At 68.6% G+C, this 24,833-nt stretch carries 19 protein-coding genes; 12 read left to right on the forward strand and 7 right to left on the reverse strand.

The features are described 5' to 3' along the window. Positions 1 to 49: 49 nt before the first annotated feature. The 8 genes from LQZ85_RS12490 to LQZ85_RS12525 all read left to right on the forward strand — a co-directional run bounded on the left by LQZ85_RS12490 (position 50) and on the right by LQZ85_RS12525 (position 10,043). The gene (locus tag LQZ85_RS12490; RefSeq protein ID WP_053098055.1) at positions 50 to 1,018 is read left to right on the forward strand and encodes a tripartite tricarboxylate transporter substrate binding protein; all 969 of its coding nucleotides are present in this window, start codon (positions 50 to 52) and stop codon (positions 1,016 to 1,018) included. A 76-nt stretch (positions 1,019 to 1,094) separates the two neighbouring features. Beyond that, on the forward strand, positions 1,095 to 1,631 hold the full coding sequence (locus LQZ85_RS12495) for a tripartite tricarboxylate transporter TctB family protein (protein WP_056275260.1): 537 nt from the start codon (positions 1,095 to 1,097) through the stop codon (positions 1,629 to 1,631). Next, positions 1,628 to 3,283, forward strand: a complete 1,656-nt coding sequence (locus LQZ85_RS12500) for a tripartite tricarboxylate transporter permease (RefSeq protein ID WP_230100939.1) — start codon at positions 1,628 to 1,630, stop codon at positions 3,281 to 3,283. Before LQZ85_RS12495 ends, LQZ85_RS12500 begins: the two co-directional genes overlap by 4 nt. Next, positions 3,280 to 4,149 carry a dihydrodipicolinate synthase family protein gene (locus tag LQZ85_RS12505; RefSeq protein ID WP_230100940.1) on the forward strand — a complete coding sequence of 290 codons (870 nt, stop codon included), beginning with the start codon at positions 3,280 to 3,282 and terminating at the stop codon, positions 4,147 to 4,149. The genes LQZ85_RS12500 and LQZ85_RS12505 overlap by 4 nt, the downstream gene beginning before the upstream one ends. 63 nt (positions 4,150 to 4,212) lie before the next feature. Further along, positions 4,213 to 5,910, forward strand: coding sequence for a long-chain-fatty-acid--CoA ligase (locus LQZ85_RS12510; protein ID WP_230100941.1), 1,698 nt, complete (start codon positions 4,213 to 4,215; stop codon positions 5,908 to 5,910). A 55-nt stretch (positions 5,911 to 5,965) separates the two neighbouring features. Beyond that, on the forward strand, positions 5,966 to 6,961 hold the full coding sequence (locus LQZ85_RS12515) for a LacI family DNA-binding transcriptional regulator (RefSeq protein ID WP_056275254.1): 996 nt from the start codon (positions 5,966 to 5,968) through the stop codon (positions 6,959 to 6,961). A gap of 89 nt (positions 6,962 to 7,050) precedes the next feature. Next, entirely contained in the window at positions 7,051 to 8,682 is a 1,632-nt protein-coding gene (locus LQZ85_RS12520) for a fucose isomerase (protein WP_053098049.1), read from the forward strand. 152 nt (positions 8,683 to 8,834) lie between these two features. Next, entirely contained in the window at positions 8,835 to 10,043 is a 1,209-nt protein-coding gene (locus tag LQZ85_RS12525; RefSeq protein ID WP_230100942.1) for an endo-beta-N-acetylglucosaminidase H, read from the forward strand. Between the two features lie 19 nt (positions 10,044 to 10,062). Here the strand turns inward: LQZ85_RS12525 and LQZ85_RS12530 are convergent, their stop codons facing one another. From LQZ85_RS12530 to LQZ85_RS12545, 4 genes are read right to left on the reverse strand one after another with little or no spacing between them, the layout of a single operon-like run. Continuing rightward, the gene (locus LQZ85_RS12530) at positions 10,063 to 13,377 is read right to left on the reverse strand and encodes a GH92 family glycosyl hydrolase (protein ID WP_230100943.1); all 3,315 of its coding nucleotides are present in this window, start codon (positions 13,375 to 13,377) and stop codon (positions 10,063 to 10,065) included. Beyond that, entirely contained in the window at positions 13,374 to 14,309 is a 936-nt protein-coding gene (locus LQZ85_RS12535) for a carbohydrate ABC transporter permease (protein WP_230100944.1), read from the reverse strand. The genes LQZ85_RS12530 and LQZ85_RS12535 overlap by 4 nt, the downstream gene beginning before the upstream one ends. Further along, the gene (locus LQZ85_RS12540) at positions 14,306 to 15,193 is read right to left on the reverse strand and encodes a sugar ABC transporter permease (protein ID WP_230100945.1); all 888 of its coding nucleotides are present in this window, start codon (positions 15,191 to 15,193) and stop codon (positions 14,306 to 14,308) included. The genes LQZ85_RS12535 and LQZ85_RS12540 overlap by 4 nt, the downstream gene beginning before the upstream one ends. Before the next feature lie 42 nt (positions 15,194 to 15,235). Next, positions 15,236 to 16,537, reverse strand: a complete 1,302-nt coding sequence (locus tag LQZ85_RS12545; protein WP_230100946.1) for an extracellular solute-binding protein — start codon at positions 16,535 to 16,537, stop codon at positions 15,236 to 15,238. Positions 16,538 to 16,749: 212 nt separating this feature from the next. On the opposite strand from LQZ85_RS12545, the gene LQZ85_RS12550 reads away from it, so the two are divergent. Beyond that, complete coding sequence (locus LQZ85_RS12550) at positions 16,750 to 18,060, forward strand: glycosyl hydrolase (protein ID WP_230100947.1); 1,311 nt, start codon at positions 16,750 to 16,752, stop codon at positions 18,058 to 18,060. A gap of 30 nt (positions 18,061 to 18,090) precedes the next feature. Here LQZ85_RS12550 and LQZ85_RS12555 read toward each other — a convergent pair whose 3' ends face one another. Then, entirely contained in the window at positions 18,091 to 19,122 is a 1,032-nt protein-coding gene (locus LQZ85_RS12555; protein WP_053098044.1) for a LacI family DNA-binding transcriptional regulator, read from the reverse strand. A gap of 189 nt (positions 19,123 to 19,311) precedes the next feature. On the opposite strand from LQZ85_RS12555, the gene LQZ85_RS12560 reads away from it, so the two are divergent. From LQZ85_RS12560 to LQZ85_RS12570, 3 genes are all read left to right on the forward strand, one after another. Further along, on the forward strand, positions 19,312 to 22,305 hold the full coding sequence (locus LQZ85_RS12560) for a glycoside hydrolase family 38 C-terminal domain-containing protein (protein ID WP_230100948.1): 2,994 nt from the start codon (positions 19,312 to 19,314) through the stop codon (positions 22,303 to 22,305). Positions 22,306 to 22,431: 126 nt separating this feature from the next. Further along, positions 22,432 to 22,926, forward strand: coding sequence for a hypothetical protein (locus LQZ85_RS12565; RefSeq protein ID WP_072592039.1), 495 nt, complete (start codon positions 22,432 to 22,434; stop codon positions 22,924 to 22,926). A gap of 69 nt (positions 22,927 to 22,995) precedes the next feature. After that, on the forward strand, positions 22,996 to 23,406 hold the full coding sequence (locus tag LQZ85_RS12570; protein WP_230100949.1) for a hypothetical protein: 411 nt from the start codon (positions 22,996 to 22,998) through the stop codon (positions 23,404 to 23,406). A 22-nt stretch (positions 23,407 to 23,428) separates the two neighbouring features. Here LQZ85_RS12570 and LQZ85_RS12575 read toward each other — a convergent pair whose 3' ends face one another. Beyond that, positions 23,429 to 24,085 carry a hypothetical protein gene (locus tag LQZ85_RS12575; protein ID WP_230100950.1) on the reverse strand — a complete coding sequence of 219 codons (657 nt, stop codon included), beginning with the start codon at positions 24,083 to 24,085 and terminating at the stop codon, positions 23,429 to 23,431. Continuing rightward, the gene (locus LQZ85_RS12580; protein ID WP_230100951.1) at positions 24,082 to 24,621 is read right to left on the reverse strand and encodes a MarR family transcriptional regulator; all 540 of its coding nucleotides are present in this window, start codon (positions 24,619 to 24,621) and stop codon (positions 24,082 to 24,084) included. The genes LQZ85_RS12575 and LQZ85_RS12580 overlap by 4 nt, the downstream gene beginning before the upstream one ends. Positions 24,622 to 24,833: the final 212 nt, after the last annotated feature.

Here is a 24,833-nt window from a genome sequence, read left to right on the forward strand (position 1 = left end):
ATACGGTCAGGGGGTCGACAACAAGGTCGACCCACGTAGAGGAGCAAAGATGCCCCGCAAGCGCATCACCCGGGCCGCCGCCGCTCTCGCGGCCGTCGCCGCCACCGCTCTCGTCCTGTCGGCCTGCACGAAGGTCGAAGAGGGTGAAGACGCGGAATCCGCCTTTCCCGAGAATGACATCCGTCTGATCATCCAGGCGAACCCGGGCGGTGGATCCGACCTGTCGTCGCGTGCCCTCGCGACCGAGCTCGAGGGCATCCTCGGCGTCAGCGTGATCCCCGAGAACATGCCGGGTGCGGCAGGAGCTCTCGCGATGGAATACGTCGGATCGCAGGATCCGGACGGCTACGTCATCGGGTTCGCCCCGGTCGAGATCGCGATGCTCAACACCACGCAGAGCGCGAACGTGCTGCCCGAGGACTTCGACCTGCTGGGCCAGATCATGCTCGCCCCCGGTGTCGTCACGGTCGGCGCGAACAGCGGCATCGAGACTCTGGAAGACCTGGTCGCCCAGGCCGAGGCCGGCGCCGTGACCGTCGCCAACTCCGGCGCGGGTTCCATCTGGGAGGCCGCGACGATCGGCCTCGGCGACGCGACCGGCGCCGCGTTCACGCCGGTTCCCTACGACGGTGGAGCGACGGCCGTCGCCGCCGCCGCCTCCGGTGAGACCGTCGCCGCCGTGTCCGGCCTGGGCGAGGCTCTCGCGCAGGGCGAGGCCGTGCGCATCCTCGCAGTCCTCAACGACGAGCGTCACCCCGACGCCGAGGACGTGCCGACAGCCGACGAGGCGATCGGCGAAGACGTGGTCTTCGGCGGCTGGGGCGGCATCTACGCCCCGAAGGGCCTGCCGGATGACGTGAAGAGCGAGCTCGAGGCCGCCGTCAAGGAGGCCGTCGAGTCCGACACCTACCAGCAGTTCCAGAAGGATGCCGGCAACCTCGTGGTCTACCGCGACTCGGCCGAGTGGACGACGTTCGTGAACGAGCAGTTCGACCTGTTCAAGGACCTCCTGGGCTGACCGGCTCCGACTGCGGGGTCGGCCGCACGCCGGCCCCGCAGTCCGTCGCCGCACGTCAGACCAGGGAAGGAGCACCATGTCCCACGCCGATGTCACTCCTGCGATCGAGCAGGACGCGCACCAGGGGGCACCGCCCTCGCGACCGCTCGAGATCGTCTTCGGCGCCGTCGCCCTGGCGTTCAGCGCCGGCTATCTCTTCCTGGCCACGCAGATCCCGCTGCGCCGAGAGGCACTGCCCGGACAGATCGACGCGCGCTTCTGGCCCATGGTCCTCGCGGTCACGGCGGTCGTCGTCTCGCTCGTGATCCTGGCTCTGGCGATCACCCGCCCCGCTCCCGGCCGCGAAGACCTCGACCGCATCCAGCCGGGCGGCGTGGTCCGCGTCATCGCCACCCTGCTGATCGCCGGGGCCTTCATCGCGGTGTGGTCGCTCGGATCCGTCATCCTCTTCGGCTACCGCATCGAGGTCTTCCCGATCGCCGCCGCCGTGCTGATGGCCGCTCTCATGCTCCTCTACGGGCACCGCCGGTGGCTGAGCCTGATCATCTACTCCGTCTCCGTCACCGCGTTCGTCTACGTGGTGTTCGGCATGCTCCTGAGGATCCCGCTGTGAACGCGCTCATGGAGGGGCTGAACTCGCTCCTCGACATCTCGATCCTGCTGTACATGCTCGGCGGGCTGCTGCTCGGCTTCATGGTCGGCGCCTTCCCCGGCATCACCGCGACCATGGCGGTCGCGCTCGCCGCAGGATTCACGCTCACACTGGAGCCCGTGCAGGGCCTCGCGGTGCTGCTGACGATCTACGTCGCCGCGAACTTCGGCGACCGCGTGCCATCGATCCTCATCAACACCCCCGGCACTCCCGCGTCGATCGCGACGACTCTCGACGGCTATCCGATGGCGAAGCAGGGGCGAGCCGGTCTCGCGCTGACGATCTCGGCGATCGTCTCGGCCGTCGGCATCCTCGCCTCCCTCGTGCTCTTCGCCGTCGCCGCCGTGCCGATCGCCAGCTTCGCCCGCGACTACTTCAAGTCGCCCGAGCTGTTCGCGCTCGTCGTCTTCGGCATCGCGATCATGATCGGGATCTCGTCGAAGTCGATGCTCAAGGGCATCCTCGCGGGTCTCTTCGGCCTCATGCTCGGCACCGTCGGAACGTATGCCGCCACGGCGGACCAGCGATTCACCTTCGGAGTGCTCGAGCTGGTCGAGGGCGTCAACTTCATCGCCGTGATCATCGGACTCTTCGGCATCGCCGAGCTCTTCGACCAGCTGCTCACGTATCGCAAGTCGCACGTGCGCCCGATCTCGAGCCTCGGCCGCTGGTGGCCGAATCGCGCCGAGCTGAAGCAGAGCGGTCGAGCCACCGCGGTCGGCGGCGCCGTCGGTCTCGGGGTCGGGCTCATCCCTGCAGCCGGTGGCGACATCGCCGGTCTGATCGGATGGGAACGAGCCCGCAAGGCATCGAAGCACCCCGAGATGTTCGGCAAGGGCTCGATCGAGGGCGTCGCGGCATCCGACACCGCGTCCAGCGCCACGCTCGGCGGCTCCCTCACGACCACGATGGCCCTCGGCATCCCCGGCGACTCGGTGATGGCGGTGATGATCGGGTCGATGATCATCTGGGGCATCACCCCCGGACCCACGCTGTTCACCAACCGCCCCGACCTCGTCGTCTCGATCGTGGGCATCATGCTCGTCGCGACCCTGCTCTCCCTCGGGCTGAGCCTCGTGCGCATGAAGGGCATGGTGAAGCTGCTCGATGTGCCGCAGCCCTACCTGTGGAGCGGCATCCTGATCTTCTGCATCATCGGCACATACGCCACCTCGAACAGCCTGTCGACCGTCGTCACGATGCTCGTGTTCGGTGTCATCGGAGTGCTGCTCAAGCGGATGCAGGTGCCGGCCGGGCCGATCGTGCTCGGCCTGCTGCTCGGCCCCCTGGCCGAGGAGAACCTGGCTCGCACGCTGGCGATCCTGCCCACGCGGCCGTTCTTCGAGGTCGTCAGTCCGATCGCGATCGTGCTGCTCGCGCTCGCCGTGCTCTCGATCGTCATGCCGGCGATCCGCGCGGCCCGCACACCCCGTGCCGAGCGCGGCTCACTCGAGGACTCGATCCTCGATGCCGAGAGCCGGGAGCAGATCGAGAAGGCGCACGGCGAGCTCGCCGCCGACCCCGACCTGCTCACGTCGACCGTCCGCAGCGTCCCGGCCGCCACGAGGCGCCCGCGCAAGACCCGCAAGAACTCCAAGGAGAACGAGAAGTGACCCGCTACGACATCCTCACCGCCGTGCCCACAGCCTTCCACCGCGACGGCGCACTCGACCTCGAGGGATCGCGAGCGATCTTCCGCTTCGTCGCCGAATCGGGCAACGAGGGCGCCTTCGTCCTCGGCACCACGGGCGAGTTCCCTGCCGTCGACGCGACCGAGTTCGCGGCGATCGTCGAGGCCGCGCTGGCCGAGCTGAAGGACCGCATGCGCGTCGTCGTGCACGTCGGCCAGCCGAGCACCTTCGAGGCGCTGCGTCTCGTCGAGATCGCGAAGGGACTGGGTGCGACCGAATTCGCCGCCCTCACCCCTTACTACCTCAAGGCCACGGACGAGTCGATCTTCGAGTACTACGAGGCGCTGTCGAGCGCGATCGGCGACGGTCGTCTCTACGTCTACATCTATCCCGCGCGCAGCGGGAATCCGGTGTCGGTCGAGCTGCTGACGCGGCTTGCCGCGCTGCCGAACATCGTGGGCGCGAAGATCAGCGAGCTGTCGCTCGACGACATCGCCGCCTACAGGGCCGCGGTGCCCGCCGACTTCGACCTCTACACCGGCGCCGACCGCGACCTGATCGCGGCCGTGCAGGTGGGTGCCCAGGGTGTCGTCTCGGGCGTCTCCTCGGTCACCCCGAAGCCCTTCCGTGCCCTGGCCGACGCCGGCCGTTCCGGCGATGCCGACGCCATCGCGGTCGCTCAGGCCGCGGTCGACGATGTCGTGTCGCTCATCGGCGGCGACATGGCGCGGATGAAAGAGGCCTACCGCGTGCTCGATGTGGTCGACACCCACTGCCGCATGGCGATCGCCGAACCGACGGACGACGAGCGTCGCGCCGTCGCGCAGGTGGTGGCGGCGCACAGCTAGCCGCTCGCATCTCGCGCCGCGTGGGGCGGGCCGGCTCACAGCCGGTCGGGGCAGGATGGACCCATGTCCGACTCCCCGTATGAATCCCGGCCATGGCTCGACTCCTACGCGGACGGTGTGCCCGCCGAGATCGACGCTCCGACGCAGACGCTGCCGGAGATGATGTCGGCGAGCATCGCCGCTTTCGCTCGTCGACCGGCGCTCGAGTTCTTCGGTGCGGTCACAACCTACCGCGAGCTCGGCGACCAGATCGCACGCGCTGCCGAGGGGCTGAGGCGCCTGGGCGTGCACAAGGGCGACCGGGTCGCCCTCGTCCTGCCGAACTGCCCGCAGCACGTCGTGGCGTTCTACGCGGCGCTGCGTCTGGGAGCGATCGTCGTCGAGCACAACCCGCTCTACACGGCGAGGGAGCTGCGGCACCAGTTCGAGGATCACGGAGCGAAGGTCGCGATCGTCTGGGACAAGACGGTCGACACGATCGCCGAGTTCCCCTCCGATCTGCGAGTCGAGCACATCGTGAGCGTCGACCTCACCGAGGCGATGCCCGCCGCTCAGCGGATGCTGCTGCGCCTGCCCATCCCGAAGGCGCGCGCGGCGCGTGCGAAGCTGACGGCCACCCCGCGGACACGGCGAGCAGTGGCCTGGAGGAAGCTGGTCGACCATCGGCCGCTCTCGCGCAAGGTCGCCGGCCCGACGCTCGACGACACCGCCCTGCTGCAGTACACGAGCGGAACCACGGGCACGCCCAAAGGCGCGATCCTCACTCACGCGAACCTGCGCGCCAACGCGATGCAGGGCCAGGCATGGGTGCCCGGTCTGGTCGACGGCGAGGAGACGTTCTACGGCGTGCTGCCGCTGTTCCACGCCTACGGCATGACGCTGTGCCTGACCTTCGCGATGAGCATCGGCGCGAAGCTGGTGCTCTTCCCGACGTTCGACCTCGGCCTGGTCACGAAGGCGGCCCGCACCAGTCCGCCCACGTTCCTGCCCGCGGTCCCGCCGATCTATGACCAGCTCGCCCGAGCCGCATCGCGGGGGACCATCGACCTCTCGACCGTCCGATTCGCCATCTCCGGGGCGATGAGCCTTCCCGTCGCGACAGTGCAGCGGTGGGAGGAGGCCACCGGCGGTCTGCTCGTCGAGGGCTATGGCATGACCGAGAGCTCGCCCGTCGCGCTCGGCAACCCGATGGGCAGGAGCAGGCGCCCTGGCACGGTCGGAGTGCCCTTCCCGAGCACCGAGATCCGCGTCGTCGACCCCGCCGACACCGACGTCGACCTGCCCGTCGGCGAACGAGGCGAGCTGCTCATCCGCGGCCCGCAGGTCTTCCAGGGGTACTGGCGCCGTCCCGGCGACACCGCCGATGTCCTGCTGTCTGACGGATGGCTGCGCACAGGCGACATCGCCGAGGTCTCGGTCGACGGCTTCGTCACGATCGTCGACCGCCTCAAGGAGCTCATCATCACGGGCGGCTTCAACGTGTCGCCCAGTGAGGTCGAGGACGCGCTCGAGGCGCACCCGGACGTGGTCGCGGCCGCGGTCGTCGGCCTTCCGCGGTCGAGCGGGGGAGAGGAGATCGCCGCTGCGGTCGTGCTCCGCGAGGGAGCTGTGCTCGACACCGGTGCGCTGCGCGACTTCTGCCGCACGCGGCTGACGCCCTACAAGGTGCCCAAGCGCATCACGGTCGTCGACGAGCTGCCCCGCTCGCTCATCGGAAAGGTCCTGCGCAGGCAGGTGCGGGATCGGATGCTGGCCGACTGACGCGCCGGCGCAGACGAACTCTCCGTGGCGACCTGAAACCGGTTACAGTGTGCCGATGGCCACGATCTACGATGTCGCTCGACTCGCGCAGGTCTCGCCCGCCACCGTCTCGCGGGTGTTCAACGGCACCAGCGTCTCCGCCGCGAAGGTCGAGGCGGTGCGCCGGGCCGCCGAGCAGCTGCGTTTCACGCCCAACCGCACGGCTCGCAATCTGCGGCGGCAGAGGTCCGAGGTCATCGGGTTGGTGATCCCCGACATCGAGAACCCCTACTTCACCGAGATGGCCAGAGGCGTCGAGGACGTCGCGTCCGAGGCCGGATACTCGGTCGTGCTCTGCAACTCCGACTCGCAGCCCGAGAAGGAGACGACCTACCTCCAGATCGCGGTCTCCGAGCACATGTCGGGCGTGATCATCGCCCCCGCGTCCGAACGCACGAGGCTCGACGGCATCCTCGACACGGGGCGCCCCGTCGTCGCCGTCGATCGGCATACGGTCTACGACGTCGACGGTGTGGTCATGGCCAATCGCGAGGCCGGGGCATCGGCCACCGAAGCGCTGCTCGCCGCCGGATTCCGGAGGGTCGCGTACATCGGCGGTCCGGAGGGGATCGACACGGCCGCAGAGCGCGCTGCCGGCTGGCGGTCTGCGCTCGCGGCGCGCGCCCCCGAGGTCGATGCCGATGAGCTGCTGCGCTTCGCGACCTTCCGCGTCGACGGAGGCAGGGGCGCCATGGAAGAGCTGCTCGCGCTCCCGGAGCCGCCGGACGCGGTGGTGGCGGGGAACAACCTGATCGGCGTCGGTGCGATCCAGGTGCTGACGGAGCACGGCCTGACCCCGCCGCGGGTCGGCGTGGCGGTGATCGGCTCGCTGCCGTTCACCACCCTCTCGCCCACAGCGGTGACCGTCGTGCGCCTCCCGGCACGCGAGATGGGAGTCCGGGCGGCGCGGATGCTGCTCGAGCGCATCGGTGGGGCCGGTGGTCCGTCGCGCACCGTGGTGCTGCCGGCCGAGGTCCAGCCCGCCCGCGCGGGCGCGACCGCCACGCACTGACGCAGACGACGCTCTGTCCTACTGCTTGCGTGCTGAAACCGATTTCACGTACAGTTGCAGGACACGTGCGATCAAGGAGGACGCGAGTCATGACCTATACCCTGCCGACGACGGCATCCCGACCGGTGTCCGCGCCGAAGACCGCGTACCTGATCGCCTCCGGCGACCTGCGCGAAGCCGCGAACACGGGCGGCTGGCCCGTGCAGGTCGAACTCGAAGCGGGCGTCACCGGCGTCTTCGAACAGCTCGGCTGGAGCGTCGTCCGAGCCAACGACGTCGATCCCGAGACCGGCCACGGCTTCATCTCGAGCCAGCGCATGGGCCTCGAGGTCTTCAAGAACATCCCGACGGATGCTCCGCTGATCGTCGCCGAGGCCGTGTGGCAGTACTCGCACCACGTGCTCGCAGGACTGCGCACCCACGAGGGGCCGATCCTCACGGTCGCGAACTTCGCCGGGGACTGGCCCGGCCTGGTCGGACTCCTCGGCCTCAACGCCGGCCTCACCAAGATGGGCAAGCCCTATTCCACGATCTGGTCGGTCGACTTCACCGACGACTGGTTCACGAGCGGCATCAGGGAGTGGACGGAGACCGGGTCGATCACCCATGACGCCTCGCATGTGCGTCCTCTGCCCGAGCTGCCGGACAGCCCCGAGAAGCAGCTGGGTGAGGCGCTCGCCGCCGAGCTGCGCGCCGAGAAGGCCATCATCGGCGTCTTCGACGAGGGCTGCATGGGCATGTACAACGCGATCTTCGACGACGAGCTGCTCAACCAGACGGGCATCTACAAGGAGCGCCTCTCGCAGTCCGCGCTGTACGCCGAGATGCTCGAGGTCGGCGAGGATGAGGCGGATGCCGCCTACGACTGGCTGATCGACGCCGGCATGACCTTCCGCTACGGCGAGGATGCCGCCACCGAGCTGACCCGTGAGCAGGTGCAGTGGCAGCTGAAGATGTATATCGCCGCACTCCGCATCGCCGACGATTTCGGGCTCGACGCTGTCGGCATCCAGTACCAGCAGGGCCTGAAGGACCTCGTCCCTGCATCTGACCTCGCCGAGGGCATCCTGAATTCGACCGAGCGTCCTCCCGTCACCTCTCGCGACGGTTCGCGGGTGCTGCACGACGGCCGGGCCTTCCCGCACTTCAACGAGGCTGACGAAGGGGTGGCGGTCGACGCCCTCGTCACCGACCGCGTCTGGCGCGCTATGGGTCTGGTGCCCGACAACACCCTGCACGACGTGCGCTGGGGCGAGGACTTCGACGGAGAGTTCGTCTGGGTCTACGAGATCTCGGGCTCGGTGCCCGCCTCGCATCTCGGCGGATGGCAGAACGCCGAGGGCTGGCGACAGGGTCACGTCTTCTTCCCTGCGGGCGGCGCCACGATCAACGGCGTCTCGAAGCCGGGCGAGATCGTGCTGTCGCGCGTGTTCATCGCCGACGGCATCCTGCAGGCCGACATCTTCCGCGCCTCCGTGGTGGAGCTGCCTGCGGAGGAGACGCAGCGACGCAAGGATGCCACGAACCCGGAGTGGCCGATCGCGCACGTCGTGCTGCACGGCATCTCGCGCGACCAGTTCATGGCCCGCCACAAGGCCAACCACGCGCAGCTCGTCTACGCGCCCGACGCCGAGACGGCCGACAAGGCGCTGATCGCGAAGGCCGCGATGTTCGCGGGCATGGGCATCCAGGTCAATCTCGTCGGAGATGTGACCATCTGAGCGAGGGGTCCAGGCGGTCGAGAAGGGGCGGATGCTGCGGCATCCGCCCCTTCTTCTCTGCCTTCCCGTCACATCACTTAAGCGCTATAGTCGGCGACAGGTCGCGACGGCGCGACCGGATTCGACAACGACGCCGAAGGAGACGATCAGTCATGAACCAGAACGTCAGGAATCACCGGTTCCGAAAGGGCATCGCCGGTCTCGGAGTGCTCGCCACCGCTGCTGCCGGCATGCTCGCCGGAACCACGGGTGCCGCCGCCGACACGACCGAGCCGGTCGACCCGCAGCTCGCCGTGTACGTCGAGGTGAACTCGAACGATTTAGCCAACGTCGCCGACTACACCCTTGCCGAGTCCGGAGACGCCGCCATCGACATGGCCATGATCTTCGCCGCCAACATCAACTACGACGGCGAGAAGGCGTACCTGCACTTCAACGAGCGGGTCACCGAGACGCTCGACGACGCCGAGACGCAGATCCGTCCGGTGCAGGAGAACGGCACCAAGGTGCTGCTCTCGGTGCTCGGCAACCATCAGGGTGCGGGATTCGCGAACTTCACCTCCTATGCGCAGGCGGATGCGTTCGCCGCGCAGCTCGCCGACGCCGTGACGACCTATGGTCTCGACGGCATCGACTTCGACGACGAGTGGACCGAATACGGGGCGAACGGCACCCCGCAGCCCAACCCGCAGTCGTTCGGATGGCTGGCCACGGCGCTGCGCGACCGTCTCGGACCCGACAAGATCATCAGCCTGTATGCGATCGGTCCGAGCTACACGACGACCGACTTCACGCTGTTCGACGCGGCCGGCGTGCTCGACTACGCCTGGAACCCGTACTACCCGACCTATGACGCGCCCACCGTTCCGGGGCTGGAGGACCGCACCCGACTCGGGGCAGCGGCGATCGACCTCTCGAACACGAGCGCCGCGACGGCGGAGGACTTCGCGACCCGCACGGTCGCCGACGGCTACGGCGTCTATGTCGCCTACAACCTCACCGCGACCGATCAGTCGGCCTATCTCTCGGGCATCACCGAGGCGCTGAAGGGCGAGGCGACGGAGTACCGGGCGGCACCTCGCGACACCACCTCGCCGACCGTCACGATCAAGGACGGCGCGCGATTCACCAAGGTCGAGGCCGATGGCAGCTACCAACGCGTGAGCTACAAGCTCTTCGACGAAGGCAAGATCGACCGGCTCTCCGTGAACGGGGTCGTCAAGGACCTCGCGGACAACGCGTGGAGCGACCTGAACTTCGTGAAGCCCGGTGTCTTCGGTGCTGTCGTGGGGGAGAACACGCTGCAGGTGGTCGACGTCGCCGGCAACGTCACCGAGCTCTCGTTCGTCCTGTCGAAGTGACGACGCGCGCTCGAGGCCATCACCCGAGGTCGAAGACCTCGATCTGACGGATCGTGACCTCGGCATCCGCTCGCAGGCGGATCGCCGGGGTCACGACGCGCGACACCAGCTCGAACGGGGTCGTGCGATCGGCCGGGAGCTCCGCGTCGTAGGTGGTCGGAGCCGCCGCCCAGCATCCGTCCGCGTCGAGGATCTCCCATCGCAGCCGAGACGACGGGGCGCCGGTGGCCATCGTCACTGTGAGATCGGAGACCGCGCGCGGCTCGGCGAAACGCCATCCTGCCCATTCGCCCGCCGCCAGGACGACGCCGCTCGAACCGCTCGGGTCGCTCCGGTCGCTCGGGTCGCCGTCGTCGAACAGGCGGTCCGCATCGATGACGGATGCGGACGCGATGACGCCTCCTGTGTCTGCCGTGAGATCGCGGCACCAGGGCGCGATCTCATCCGTCATCCGCTCACCCGTGTCGAGAGCATCCGCGGGCTCGGTTCCGAAGAAGAGTTCGAGCTCGACGTCCCCGACGAGAGCATCCCCGGCGAGCGCATCCCCGACGAGGGCGTCGACGGGAAGTTCAGCCCTGGGCAGGTCGACCCCGTCGAGCCGGGCACGCTGCAGCACGTGCGCTCCCGGCTCTCGGCGATGAGAGCGGATGCGCAGCGAGCGGCCGTCCGCGCGATCGACGCGGATGTCGTCGAAGAGGGGCGAGCCGATCCGCAGCACGCCGGACGCGAGCTCGAGCGGGTAGAGACCGAGCGCGGCCCACAGCCACCAGGCGCTCATCTCGCCGTTGTCCTCGTCGCCGGGAAAGCCCTGTCCGATGTGGGCGCCTGCGAAGAGACGCCCGGCCAGCTCGTGCACGATCGCGCCGGCTCGCCACGGCCGGTCGCTGAACGCGTACATGAAGGGGATGTGATGGGCGGGCTGATTCGAGATCGCGCACATGCCCGAGCGCAGGGCCCGCGCCTCGCGCTGCTCGTGGATGACGGTGCCGTACGCCCCGCCGAATCGCTCGTCGGCGGTCTCCGGCTCGGCGAGGAGCGCGTCGAGGTGCTGTCCGAAGGCCCCACGTCCGCCGTGCAGCGCGGCGAGGCCGGCGCCGTCGTGCACGGCGCCCACCGACATGCCCCAGGCGTTCGTCTCGACGTTGTCGCCTCCCCAGGAGCGCGGGTCGAACTCGGGGGCGTGGTCGCCGTCGGCATCCCTGCCGCGGAGGAACCCGGATTCCGAGTCGAAGAGTGTGCGATACGACCGTGCTCGGTTGGCGAAATAGCGGGCGAACGAACGGTAGCGAGCGGCATCGCGGTCGGAGCCGGGAGCGGCTGCGCGTTCGGCTTCGAGGGCCAGACGCTCGGCGAACCGGCCCAGCGCCGCGTCGCTCACCGCGTTCTCGACGGTCCAGCTCATGCCCTCCGGCACCTCGGACGAGATGTAGCCGGTGAAGCGTCCGCGTGCGATGCCCTTGCGGCCGCGTCGCGCATCGGGCCCGGGTTCGCAGGCGTTGCGCCATCCGCTCTCGAACGCCTCCGCCCGGTCGAACGCCACGCCCCACCGGGCGGCATCGGCGAAGATCTGGTCGCTGGAGGTGCCGACCATGCTGTCGACATATCCGGGTGCGCTCCACCGCGCCATCCACCCTCCGCGACGGTACTGCTCGAGCTGGCCGTCGAGTAGCCTGCCGGTCAGCGAGGGATCGAGCAGCGCGAGCGCCGGCCACTCGGTGCGATAGGTGTCCCAATAGCCGTTGTTCACGATGAGCTCGCCGTCGACGATCGGCGCGCTCGTCTCACTCTCCCCGAACGGCGTGCGTGGGGCGAACACGTCGGCGAAGCGATGCCGCGGCGCCTCTGCAGTGCCGGCATTCTCGGCGGCGGAGTTCGGATACAGATGCATCCGATGCAATGCGGCGGCGATCCGATTCCGATTCTCCTCGTCGGCCAATCGGCGATACGGGGTCTCGGATGCGTCGAGCGGCGGGATCGTCACGCGGCCCAGCACCCGGTTCCAGGAGGCTGCGGCTTCCGCTCGCAACTCGTCATATGCGATGCCCGGAGGACACTCGATCTCGAGACTGCGTCTGGCCTGCTCCACCGACAGGAATGACACGGCCACGCGCACCTCGAGCGACCCGTCGCCGGCGACGTAGCCCGCGACCCGCGCCCGTCCGTCGTCGTCGAGGGCGCCGCGCAGACTCGTCGCAGGGTCGCCCTCGCCATGAAGCACGGCGCCCGCGAAGTAGCAGCGGGGAGAGTTGCCCCAGTCCTCGGAGCCCTCGGGCGTCCACCCCTCGAAGCCACCGCCGTCGGTCCAGTGCAGTTCGCCGTCATCGGTGGGCTGATCGATCACGAAGCCGACGATCGCGTCAGTGTCTGCGCCATGCACGCGGAAGGCGGCAGTGTGCGACGTCGCGGTCATCTCCACGCGCAGACCATCACCGAGATCGGCGGCGTACTCGTGGGGGCGGGCTCGCTCGGTGCCCGGGGCGATCCAGCGGCGGCGCGCGGCGCGCTCGGAGGCCCGATGCCCGTCGAACGGCATGAGCTGGAGCACCGAGCGGTCGCCGATCCACGGACTCGGCTGGTGCGAGAACTGCAGGGCCTCGAGGCGTCGCCCGGGTGGATCATCGTGGATGCTCGGCCGATACGGCCAGCGCGTGTCCGAGGCATCGGTCGCCGCGGTGACGAAGGTGAAGCCGTGCGGCACAGCGACGGCGGGGATGGTGTTGCCCCGCGAGAAGCGCGGGCCCGAGTGGCTGCCGCGACGAGTGTCCACTCGCTCGACCGGTGGCGGGTCGGCGACGGCATCCTGCTGCTCGACCTGCTCCTCGACCAGGACCTGCACGAATCCCGTGACGAGCGGCGGCAGTCCGCCCATCCCCGCCAGGGATCCGCTGCCGAGCACCAGCTCGACGGTGGCGGAGGTGTGCGGGGCCGAGCCGGGGAGCATCGGCGCCAGCGACACGGTGTCGGCGTTCCACTGCTCGGGCATGCTCCAGCGCGCCGCGAACTGGGCATCGGCGGTCATGGCGAAGTCGTACCGGTCACGCACGGCGGCTGTCTCACCGAGCCGCGCGCCGCCGTCCCCGCGGACATCGACGGTCACCGCGAGGGCGGCATGCGGAGCCAGGGTCGCCGCATCGCCGTCTGCGTAGAACGCCCAGTGCAGCAGAGTGTCGGGGCTGATCGCGACGTCCGCGAGTCCGGGAACATCGATCCGCTGTTCGCCCGCTGACGGATCGAACGAGTAGGCGAACACCTCACCGCGGAGCACGCCGGAGTGAGGGCGGGACGACGGAGGATCGGCGGGTCCGTCGGCGGGCGTGAGCTGGGCGTCGCTCACCCCTTGACCGCGCCCTCCTGCACGCCCTTGAAGAAGAACCGCTGCGTGAACGAGAACATGATGACGATCGGCACGAGGGCGATCATGGTGCCCGCCGCGATCAGGCGCGGGTCGACCGAGAAGCTGCTGTTGAGGTAGGCCATGCCGACGGTGAGCGTGTACTTCGACGGATCGGAGAGCACGATGAGGGGCCAGAGGTAGTCGTCCCAGGCGCCGATGAAGGCGAAGATCGCGACCACCGAGACCATGCCGCGGATGTTGGGCCACACGATGTGACGGATGCGCTGCCAGGTCGTCGCTCCGTCGACCGTCGCGGCGTCCAGCACGTCCTTCGGGATCATGCGGCAGGCGGTGGCCACGAGCAGCACGTTCATCGCGCTGATGGCGCCGGGCAGGAACACGCCCCACAGGGTGTCGGCGAGGCCGAGCGAGCGGATGGTGAGGAAGTTGCTCGTCACCGTGACCTCGCCGGGGAAGAGCAGGGTCGAGAGCAGGATGGCCATGACGATCCACTTGCCGCGGAACCGCATGCATCCGAGAGCGTAGCCCGCGAAGGTCGCGAGCACCACGTTGCTGACGACGGTGCCCACCGAGACGAGCAGCGAGTGCCAGGCGTAGAGGTACACCGGCACGATCTCGGCGACCGTGGCGTAGTTCTGCAGAGTCGGCTCGCGGGGGATCAGGTTGGGCGGGAACGAGTAGATGTTCTCCTGCGGACCCTTGAACGACGTCGAGAGCTGCCAGAGGAACGGGCCGATGACGAGCACCAGCACGAGCAGCAGCAGCGCATAGCGGCCGATGAGCCCGCCGAGCGTCGGCTTGCTGAAGTCGCCGGAACCGCGGCGGCGGAAGATGGGTTCGCGCGTGGTCGCAGCCGACTGATCGTCAGGGCGACGGTCGTCGTCGATGCGGGGCGGAGTGAGGGTGCTCATGCGGAGACCTTCGCCTTCTTCTCGCGATTCATGAAGGCGATCGCGGCCAGCGGGATGAGGGTGAGGAGGAACAGCGCGACGCTGATCGCCGAGGCGTAGCCGATGTTGCCGTTCAGGCCGGAGCCGACCTGGCGGATCAGCATGACCAGCGACATGTCGTATCCGCCGGGACCTCCCGTGCTCTTGGAGAGCACGTCGAGCTCGGCGAACACTCTCATCGCCGAGACGGCGATGAGCACCGCGATGAGGAGCATCGCTCCGCGCACCGACGGGATCGTCACCGACAGGAAGCGACGGAACGAGCCGGCGCCGTCGAGCATGGCCGCCTCGTGCAGCTCCTTGCCGACATTGCCGAGCGCGGCGAGGTACACGACCATGTAGTAGCCCAGACCCTTCCACACCGTGAGCAGGATCGCGCAGCCGAGCAGCAGCCACCGGTCGACGAGGAACGCCATGGGCTTGTCGACGAGGCCGAGGAACTCGAGCGTCTGGTTGATGATGCCGCGGCTGTCGAACAGCCAGGTCCAGATCAGGGCGACGACGACGACCGAGGCGATGACGGGGAAGTAGAAGGTGGTGCGGAAGAACGCGATGCCCGGCAGCTTCTTCTGCACGAGCAGGGCGAGCAGCAGGGGAAGGATCGTGAGCAACGGCACGCAGACGACCACGTAGATGATGCACGTGGTGAGGGCGTTCCAGAACATCTCGTCGCCGAACATCCGCTCGTAGTTCGCGGCGCCCACGAACTCGGGGGTCCGCAGGGGACGTGCGTCCGTGAAGCTCAGGAAGACGGTGTTGAGGAACGGCCAGAGCGCGAACACCAGCACCCAGACGACGGCGGGGCCGAGGAGCAGCCAGGGGGTGAACCACCGGTGCGATCGCATGGTCGTCCTCCGGCTCCGGATGCTGGTGTGCGCGCTCATGGCTTACTGGTCCACGCGGTTCGCGTTGGCGTACTCGACGATCTTGTCGAGCTGCTCCTGCGCGTCGGCCTCGCCGTTGACGGCGAGCGCGATCTGCTGGGTCATGTACGTCGCCATGTCGGAGGTCCACTGGAACGGGATCGCCTTGGCGTCTTCCATGGCCATGAACACGGTGTCGATCGCGGAGAGCTGCTTCTCGTCGGTGATCGACGAGGAGATGTTCTCGACGACGGCGTCGCCGCCCGCGGAGGTGCCGGGAGCGGTGCCGACCGCGAGCGATGAGAACGCGACCTGGTTCTCCTCGTTCGTCGCGAACTCGGCGAACGCGAGGGCGGCCTCCTTGTTGTCGGAGTCGGCCGAGACGTTCAGTCCCTGCACGTAGAGCGGCGGGATGCCCAGTCGCTGCGTGGCGACCGTGTTCTCGAGCAGCGCGGGCGCGTCCTTCGCGAGGTCGGTCGTGAAACCCGTGCCACCGGTCGTGAAGGCCACCTTCTCCTGGATGTACGCCTCGGCGTTTCCGCCGTAGTCGCCGGTCAGCGCCTCGGCCGGCATGGCTCCGGCCGCGTACGCGTCGGCGTACTTCTCGATGATGGCCGCGGCCTCGTCGGTGTTGAAGTCGAACTCGCCGTCGTCGTTGATGACCTCCATGCCCGCCGACGTGAACGTGTCGAGTGCCGGGATCGATGACAGCAGCTGGACCTTGCCGCCGGACTCGGTCGCGACGTCCTTCGCGAGGGTGAGCAGCTCGTCGACCGTCGTCGGGAGGTTGTCCTCGGTGACGCCGTAGGGGGCGAGCTGAGCAAGGTTCCACCATGATGCGTCGCTGGACAGGTACCAGGGCAGACCGTACGTGCCGTCGACACCCGGGTACTGGCTGTAGGCGTCCCATGCGCCGGTGTTGTATGCCGACTTCAGGTCGGGGTCGGCTGTCTCGAGGTCGACGAGCTTGCCGGCGGCGACGAGCGGGTAGGCGATGTCGGGCGGCAGGTTCAGCACGTCGGGCAGCGTGTCGGCGTTCGCCTGGCTCAGGATCTTCTCCTGGTAGCCGTCGCCCGGCTGGTCGAGCCACTCGACCGTGACCTCCGGGTGCTCCTTCTCGAACGCGTCGATCAGGTCTTCGAAGTAGGGCGTGAACTTCTCGTTCTTCAGCGACCAGGTCTGGAACTGGATCGTCCCGCTCAGCTCGCCGGAGGTGTCGATCGGTCCGTCGGCACCGGATGTGGCACCGCCTCCGGTGCAGCCGGCGAGCGCCATGGCGCCGATCGTGAATGTTGCCAGAGCGACAATGCGTGCGGGAACTTTCATCGTGCTTCTTCCTCGAGGCGGGCGATTGGCGGTGTCCGTCCAGCGGACTACAACGCTTTAGCAGATGAAACCATCCGATCCCGTCGCTGTCAAGGTCTCGAGGCTTCGTGCATCGGCGGGCCGCGGTATTCCGGGTAGCGGTCTGTTGCTCAAGCGTTATAGTGGTGCGACCACGTCCTCGTCGGAGGGCTCTGTCGGAAAGGTCCGGACACATGACGCAGCGCCGCGCTCTCGATGCTCGCCTGAGATTCGGGGCGAACTACACGCCGTCGAAAGACTGGATGCACTCCTGGCTCGACTTCACCCCCGACGATGTGCGCAGGGACTTCGCGGCGCTCGCCGAGCTCGGTCTCGATCACGTCCGGGTCTTCCCGTTGTGGACGGTGCTGCAGCCGAACCGTACTCTGATCCGCCCGAAGGCGATCGACGACGTCCGCTCGATGGTCGACATCGGCGCCGAGTTCGGACTCGACGTCAGCGTCGACGTGATCCAGGGGCACCTGTCGAGCTTCGACTTCGTCCCGTCATGGTTGTACACCTGGCACGACCGCAACATGTTCACCGATCCGAAGGCGCTCAGCGGGCAGGTCGACCTCGTTCAGACGCTGGCCGGTGCGCTGCGCGATGCGCCGAACTTCCTCGGCCTGACGCTGGGCAACGAGACGAACCAGTTCTCGGCGCACACGCACCCGTCCCCGTGGCCCGTGACGATCGACGAGGCAGGGCACTGGATCGAGTCGCTGCTCTCCGCGGCCGAGGGCGCGGCCCCCGGTCTCTCGCACGTGCACAGCGAGTATGACGCGGTCTGGTACATGGACGGGCACGGCTTCACCCCCGCGCACGCGTCTCGGCTGGGCGAGATGACCACCATCCACTCCTGGATCTTCAACGGCACGGCTCAGCGCTACGGCGGCCGTTCGGTCGCCTCCGACCGCCACGCCGAGTACCTCATCGAGCTCTCGCGCGCCTTCGCGACGGATCGGGATCGACCGGTCTGGCTGCAGGAGGTCGGCGCTCCGTCGAACTGCCTCGACGAGAGCGAGATGCCCGGATTCCTCGAAGCGACCCTGCGATCCGCGGTGCGCACCGAGAACCTCTGGGGCGTGACCTGGTGGTGCTCGCACGATGTGAGCCGGGAGCTCGGCGACTTCCCCGAACTGGAGTACTCGCTGGGCCTGGTCGATCAGAGCGGTGCGGCCAAGCCGATCGGCCGCCGGTTCGGCGAGCTGATCCCCGAACTGCGCGAACGGGCGGCCACGCCGGAGCGGGAGACGGCCATCGTCGTCGAGGTCGACGAGCGCGAGGTGCCGGTGAGTCGGGCGGCGCTGAGCCCCGGCGGTGCCGTGTTCCAGGCGTGGGTGGATGCCTGCGAGCGCGGGCTCGACCCCGCCTTCGTGACGTCTCAGACGGTGCGCGACGACGCGGCGCTCGCCGCGCGCGGCATCCGTCACCTCATCCGTCCTGATCTGTCGACGAGCGGTGTCGACCCCTACGGCTCCGTCAACACCGTCGTCAGCGGCTGAGCGCGACGCCGTAGCGGCCGAAGGGCTCCGTCAGGACGCGGCCGTCGGCGGGGCGGTGCTCTCGCGGGCGGTGAGCGTCGGCGTCGGGCCCTGCGCGCTCGGGAGGTTGGTCCCGGCGACGATCTGCTGCAGCAGCAGTGTCGCGGCCTGCTCGCCGAGCTCGAACGTGTCGCGGGTCATCGCGGTGATCGACGGATTGATCAGGCCGGCGATGACGGAGTCGTCGAAGGAGGCGATCGACACGTCGCGGGGCACCGCGCGGCCCATCTCCTGAGCGACGCGGAGGCCGGCGACGGCCATCACATCGTTGTCGTACACGATCGCCGTCGGGCGGGGCCTCGCGGAGAGCAGCGATCGCGTGACCGCGGATGCGCGTGCGGGGGAGAAGTCCGTCGTGATCACTTCGCTCGAGACGCCGTCCGCAGCCATGCGATCGAGCACCTCGGCACGCAGCCGGGTGTGCTCGAGTTCGGCGGGACCCGCCACGTAGGCGATGCGGGTGTGTCCGAGCGCGGCGAGGTACGAGAAGAGGGTCTCGGCCACCTCGTCGTCGGCGATCCAGACGCTCGGCACCGCTCCGTCGGGTGATGGCTTGGAGCCGATCAACACGGCGCGGGCGTCGAGGGCTGCGATCCGGTCGCTGCGCGGGTCGTCGTCGCGGGGGTCGATGAGGATGATGCCGTCGACCTGGTTCGACGAGCGCCACTGCCGATGCACCTCCATCTCCTCGGCGATGTCGGTGACCAGCCGCAGCTGCAGGCTGACCTTGCTCTCCGACAGCCGGGATTCGATGCCCGCGATGAGGTCGGTGAAGAAAGCCTCGGAGCCCAGCGAACGGGCGGGGCGTGCGAGCGCGAAGCCGACCGTGTTGGCACGGGCTCCCACGAGGGCGCGTGCCGCCGAGCTCGGCTGCCAGTGGTTCTCCTCGACGATCGCGAGGATCCGCTGGCGCGTCTCGTCGCTCACCCCCGGGCGTCCGTTGAGCGCGAACGAGACTGCTCCGGGCGAGACTCCGGCCATGCGCGCGATGTCCGCGATGGTGACGCGTTTGGCCGAGGTCATGGGCCTCACACTACTTGATCGGTTTAGCCGCTCGGTAGCCGCACGACAGGGGTCTGACACGCTCGGTGCGAGATTCACTAGATCGCTTTAGTAAATCCGATAGCATTGTCGGCACCTGCCCGAGAATCGGGCTCCAGTCGCGCACAACGCATATGCACCACTCACCGTCGAGCCCGGAGAACCAGATACATGCATGACGACACCTCGCTCACCGTCGGCCGCGTCAAGAGGGTGCTCGACGAGCGCATCCGCCCGGCCGTCCACTCGGCCGCCGTCCCCCTCACCGTCGAGGTCAACCAGATCCCCGGAGAGCCGATCAGTCCCGCCGACGGGCTCGCACTGGACTTCGCCCCGGCATCCGTGCCGAGCATGTGGGGTCCTGCCTGGTCGACGACCTGGTTCAAGATCACCGGCGCAGTCCCCGCCGACTGGGCGGGCCGTCGGGTCGAGGCCGTCATCGACCTCGGGTTCGACATCAACATGCCCGGCTTCCAGTGCGAGGCGCTCGTCTACCGGCCGGACGGAACGCCGGTGAAGAGCATCAACCCACGCAATCAGTGGCTGCCGATCACCGAGACCGCGCACGGCGACGAGCCGGTCGAGCTCTACCTCGAGGCGGCCGCCAACCCGGTTCTGCTCGACTACCACCCCTTCCTGCCGACGCAGGAGGGCGACATCCGCACGTCCTCCCGCGAACCGCTCTATCGCACCCGCCGCATCGACCTCGCCGTCTTCGAACAGGAGGTGTTCGAGCTGTCCCTCGACCTCGAGGTCCTGTTCGAGCTCCAGGCCGAGCTGCCGGCGACCTCGCCGCGACGGATGCAGATCCTGCAGGCGATGGACGACGCCCTCGACGTGCTCGACCTGCAGCACATCGTCGAGACCGCAGCCGATGCCCGAGCTCGACTGGCGCCCGCGCTCGCGGCGCCCGCCGAGGCCAGCGCCCACCGCATCTCGGCGATCGGACATGCGCACATCGACTCGGCCTGGCTGTGGCCGGTGCGCGAGACGATCCGCAAGGTCGCCCGCACCACGTCGTCGATGGCGACGCTGATCGACGAGCAGCCCGACTTCCTCTACGGAATGTCGAGCGCGCAGCAGTACGCATGGCTCAAGGAGCACCGGCCCGAGGTCTACTCCCGGGTCAAGGCCGCGGTCGCGGACGGGCGATTCCTGCCGCTCGGCGGCATGTGGGTCGAATCCGACACCGTGATGCCGTCCGGCGAGTCGCTCGTGCGCCAGTTCTCGTTCGGTCAGCGGTTCTTCGAACGCGAGTTCGGCATCCGCTCGAAGGGCGTCTGGCTGCCGGACAGCTTCGGATACTCGCCCGCGCTGCCGCAGCTCATGCGCCGGGCCGGGTTCGAGTGGTTCTTCACGCAGAAGATCTCGTGGAATCAGCAGAACGTGTTCCCGCACCACAGCTTCCTCTGGGAGGGCATCGACGGCTCGCAGGTGTTCACGCACTTCCCGTCGATGGACACGTACAACTCGCAGCTGAGCGGCATGGAAGTCGCCAAGGCATCTCGTCAGTTCAAGGAGAACCGCGTGACGTCGCGGTCGATCGCACCGGTGGGCTGGGGCGACGGGGGCGGTGGCACCACGCGCGAGATGACCGGCAAGGCGAAGCGCCTCGAGAACCTCGAAGGCAGCGCGCGGGTCGTCTGGGAGCACCCCGACACCTTCTTCGAGGCGGCCAGGGCCGAGCTGCCGAACCCGGCCGTATGGGTCGGCGAGCTCTATCTCGAACTCCACCGCGGAACGCTCACCAGCCAGCACGCCACCAAGGCGCTGCACCGGTGGTGCGAGCACGCACTCGTCGAGGCGGAGCTGTGGGCGGCGACGGATGCCGTGCGCACCGGCGCCGCATATCCCCAGGCCGAATTCGACCGCCTGTGGGAGACGGTGCTGCTGCACGAGTTCCACGACATCCTGCCCGGCACCTCGATCGCCTGGGTGCATCGTGAGGCCGTCGAGGTCCTCTCGCGCGTGCTCGCCGATGCGCAGGCGCTCGCCGACGCCGCGCGCCGCTCCCTCGCGGGAGAAGGCGAGCGCGAGCTGCGGTTCGTGCCGACCTCGGTCGGCGGCGGTCGTGCCCTCGGCGCCGGCTTCGTCGAGGCGCCGGCCCCGGCATCCGTCCTGCTCGCAGGAGAAGACGGCGGCTGGCGGCTCGAGAACGAGCTGGTCTCCGTGCTGATCTCCGCCGAGGGACTCATCGTCTCGGCGGTGGACAAGGCGTCGGGCCGAGAGGCGGTGGCCGAGGGGCGGGCGGCGAACCTGTTCCAGCTGCACCAGGACTTCCCGAACATGTGGGACGCCTGGGACATCGATCGCTACTACCGCAACAGCGTCGACGACCTCACCGCGGTCGCGTCGATCTCGGCATCCGTCGTCGACGGGGTCGCGACCGTCATCGTGACCCGGGCGTTCTCGGAGTCGACGATCGAGCAGACCATCACGCTCGCGCCGGGCGAGCGCACCGTGCTGTTGCGCAACGACGTGGACTGGCACGAGACCGAGAAGCTGCTCAAGCTGGCGTTCCCGCTCGACATCCAGGCCACGCACACCGAGGCCGAGACGCAGTTCGGCTACCAGTCGCGGGTGACGCACACGAACACCAGCTGGGAGGCTGCGAAGTTCGAGACCTCGATGCACCGTTTCGTGCTGGTGCGCGAGCAGGACTTCGGCGTAGCGCTCGTGAACGACTCGATCTACGGGTACGACACCTCGCGCGAGGTCTCGGACGACGCGGTCGCGACCACCGTGCGGCTCTCGCTGTTGCGCGCACCGCGGTTTCCCGATCCCGACACCGATCACGGGCACCACGAGATCACGATCGGCTTGGTGATCGGAGCGGATGCGGCGATCGCGACGACCGAGGGCATCCGACTCAACACCGCGCCCACGGTCGTGCACGGCGAGCGCGAAGTCGCGCCTCTCGTATCCGTCGACGGCGACGGCATCGTGGTGTCGGGCGTGAAGCTCGCGGACGATGGCTCCGGTGACGTCATCGTCCGTCTCTACGAGGCGCTCGGTCGCCGCGCCGTCGGTTCGCTGGTCGCCGACTTCGAGCACAGGGAGATCCGTGAGGTCTCGCTGATCGAGGATGCGATCGACGACCCGCGCGTCGGCGGAGAGCTGCGCCTGCGGCCGTTCGAGGTGCGGACGCTGCGCATCGTGCGGTGAGGCAGCCGTGAGGATGTCCTCCGACCGGCATCCCTCCGCGCAAGAACCCATGGCGGGCGGGGATCCCCGAGCGGATACTCGGTTACACGAGTGGCCGATGGGGAGCCCCGACCGAAGGAGTACGACATGGATCAGTACCTGTGGGTTCTGAAGGACAAGGAGCGCGACCTCATCCGCGAGCTCGAGCCTGAGCGACTGGCGGAACTCGACGAGGACGGCCTGCTCGCCCTGCACAAACGGGTCAGGCGGGCCCGCAACAAGCACACGACGAACTATCGGCGCGGTGCGGCGGAGCGCGTCGAGCAGGCGGGCGGTCGAGGTGCCGCAGCCGCCGGGTCGGACAAGGCCCGCGGCCGGGCCTATGTGTTCGAGGAGGCGCTCTCGATCGTCAGCGCAGAACTCGCTCGCGTGGCTCATGAGCAGGCGGAGGAGCTCAAGGACGAGAGGCTGGCCCGCGCCCGTGAGGGCAGATGGAGTGGACCGGGCTCCGAGGCGCCCTTCGATGAGGGCGCAGGAGCGGGGCGGATGCGGGAGCACCAGCAGACCACCGGTGGTGTGAAGCGAGACGCCTCGAGTCGCGCCCAGGGTGCGCGTCGACAGGCGAAGCGCGACTCGCGCTGAACGCCACCCGAGGGGCGGCGAGCGGATGCGGCCATTGTGGCGGCCGCCTCACGGGAGGACGATGGGCGGATGGCGACCGTCGATGATGTCCGTGAGATCGCTCTCGCGCTCCCCGGTGTGACCGAGCGTGTGGGTGGACACACCGGCGAGCCCTCCTGGCGCCTGGCGAGCGGTCAGATCGCCTGGGTGCGTGGGCCGAGCAAGGTCGATCTGCGGCAGCTCGCCGACCTCGGGCTCGAATGGCCGGAGGGGCCCGTGCTGGGCGTGCGAGTCGGCAGCCTCGATGAGAAGGCGGCATTGCTCGCCGCAGAGCCCGAAGGGCTGTTCTCCATTCCGCACTTCGACGGGTACCCCGGTGTGCTGGTGAAGCTCGATGCGGTCGAGCGCGACCGGCTGGCGGAGATCATCGCGGACGCCTGGCTGGTGCGGGCTCCGGTACTCGTCGCGAAGCAGTGGCTCGCGGACCGCGGGTTGGACTGACCGCGCCGCGATCAGGCCTCGTTCAGGCCGCGACGAGGAACGGGCGGGCGGCGTCGAGGAACGCGCGCGGGTCGTCGGCCCACAGGCGGATGCGGTCGACCTGATGAGTCCCGCCCTTCGGCGCGAGGCCGGGGAGCCGGATCGCGACGGGGCGTTCGAGTTCGATCTCGATGTTGGTCTCGTCCTGCATCCGCTCGGCGTACTCCGAACCGATGACCCGCGGCTGCTTGGGCTCATCGACGCGACGACTGATCGCGATCGACGCGATGTCGGCCCAGCCGATCGGCACGTCCAGCTCGAGTCCGCTGCGCACCCGGACGCCGTCGGGCCCCACGGCGTGCGGGCGCATGAGCATCGCGCACAGTAGACCGACCATCCAGGTGACGCCCCAGATCCCGAGCACCAGCAGAGTGCTCCGCACGGCGGGCCACTGATGCACGATCAGGTCGAGGATCGGGATCTCGACAGCGGAGAGGCTGATGAAGATGAACAGCACGGTGAGCACGGGACGGTGATAGCCGATCCCCGTGCCGCCCTTCGGGACTGCGGGACGGCGGGCGATCGCCCGCGCGATGCTCGAGTAGACGCGAAGCTCGGCGACCCATGCGCGATGGAGGAAGGTGAGGATGCGCGCGATCGGGGTCGGGCTCGGAGCGGTCGTCTGCAGATGCTCGGTCATGGCGTGCCCTCCGGTGTCGGTGCCGGTGCCGGTGCCGGGGCCGGTGTCGGCACCGGTGTGGGTACGGGTGCGGGTGCGGGTGTGGGTGCGGGTGCGGGTGCGCTCGCCGCGGAGGTGACGAGGTTCTCGAGATGCGTGGCGACGGCTGTCAGGCCACGCTCGACCGCGGCGCGGTCGTCGGGGGCGATCGCGTTCAGCAGCGTCTCATTGAGCTGCGCGTGCTCCTCCTGCATCTGCGACATGGTCTCGAGGGCGGTCGAGGTGAGCTCGACCAGCACGGCGCGGCGGTCGGAGGGATGGGGGGTGCGACGGACGTGACCTGAGCCCTCGAGTGCGTCCACGAGAGCGGTGATGTTGCGGGGTGTCACCCCGCAGAGGGTGGCGAGGGTCTGCTGCGTCGACGGACCGGTGTGCTGCAGGACCCACAGGAGGTGCACACGGGTCGGTGTGAGATCCGTGCCGGCGAACGCGCGGGCCATGTCCTTCTGGAACAGGTCGGCGATCTGAAGGAGGCGGTCGACGAAGAGGGGTTCCATGTGGTTACCCTATTACATTGTTACCTCTGTTCACAATAGGCGTCGCCTGATGGCGTGCACCCTGCGCTGTGCCATTCCGGGAGATTGGAATACGGATCTGATCTGGGGTAATTCGAGGTCGTTTCGGGTCTCGGATGTCGGTGGCCCGGGGTTGACTGGGGGTATGAACAGCACTGCGGAGCTTCTGGATCGGGTCATCGCCGACCTCGACA

It is taken from the genome of Microbacterium sp. Bi98, from assembly GCF_918698045.1.
In the GTDB taxonomy this organism is placed as follows: Bacteria; Actinomycetota; Actinomycetes; order Actinomycetales; family Microbacteriaceae; genus Microbacterium.

Coding starts and splice junctions, on each gene's coding strand:
- LQZ85_RS12550 (WP_230100947.1), top strand. CDS start 16,750: ATGACGCAGCGCCGCGCTCTCGATGCTCGCCTGAGATTCGGGGCGAAC.
- LQZ85_RS12565 (WP_072592039.1), top strand. CDS start 22,432: ATGGATCAGTACCTGTGGGTTCTGAAGGACAAGGAGCGCGACCTCATC.
- LQZ85_RS12495 (WP_056275260.1), top strand. CDS start 1,095: ATGTCCCACGCCGATGTCACTCCTGCGATCGAGCAGGACGCGCACCAG.
- LQZ85_RS12515 (WP_056275254.1), top strand. CDS start 5,966: ATGGCCACGATCTACGATGTCGCTCGACTCGCGCAGGTCTCGCCCGCC.
- LQZ85_RS12570 (WP_230100949.1), top strand. CDS start 22,996: ATGGCGACCGTCGATGATGTCCGTGAGATCGCTCTCGCGCTCCCCGGT.
- LQZ85_RS12490 (WP_053098055.1), top strand. CDS start 50: ATGCCCCGCAAGCGCATCACCCGGGCCGCCGCCGCTCTCGCGGCCGTC.
- LQZ85_RS12555 (WP_053098044.1), bottom strand. CDS start 19,122: ATGACCTCGGCCAAACGCGTCACCATCGCGGACATCGCGCGCATGGCC.
- LQZ85_RS12535 (WP_230100944.1), bottom strand. CDS start 14,309: ATGAGCACCCTCACTCCGCCCCGCATCGACGACGACCGTCGCCCTGAC.
- LQZ85_RS12510 (WP_230100941.1), top strand. CDS start 4,213: ATGTCCGACTCCCCGTATGAATCCCGGCCATGGCTCGACTCCTACGCG.
- LQZ85_RS12560 (WP_230100948.1), top strand. CDS start 19,312: ATGCATGACGACACCTCGCTCACCGTCGGCCGCGTCAAGAGGGTGCTC.
- LQZ85_RS12525 (WP_230100942.1), top strand. CDS start 8,835: ATGAACCAGAACGTCAGGAATCACCGGTTCCGAAAGGGCATCGCCGGT.
- LQZ85_RS12545 (WP_230100946.1), bottom strand. CDS start 16,537: ATGAAAGTTCCCGCACGCATTGTCGCTCTGGCAACATTCACGATCGGC.
- LQZ85_RS12580 (WP_230100951.1), bottom strand. CDS start 24,621: ATGGAACCCCTCTTCGTCGACCGCCTCCTTCAGATCGCCGACCTGTTC.
- LQZ85_RS12520 (WP_053098049.1), top strand. CDS start 7,051: ATGACCTATACCCTGCCGACGACGGCATCCCGACCGGTGTCCGCGCCG.
- LQZ85_RS12540 (WP_230100945.1), bottom strand. CDS start 15,193: ATGCGATCGCACCGGTGGTTCACCCCCTGGCTGCTCCTCGGCCCCGCC.
- LQZ85_RS12575 (WP_230100950.1), bottom strand. CDS start 24,085: ATGACCGAGCATCTGCAGACGACCGCTCCGAGCCCGACCCCGATCGCG.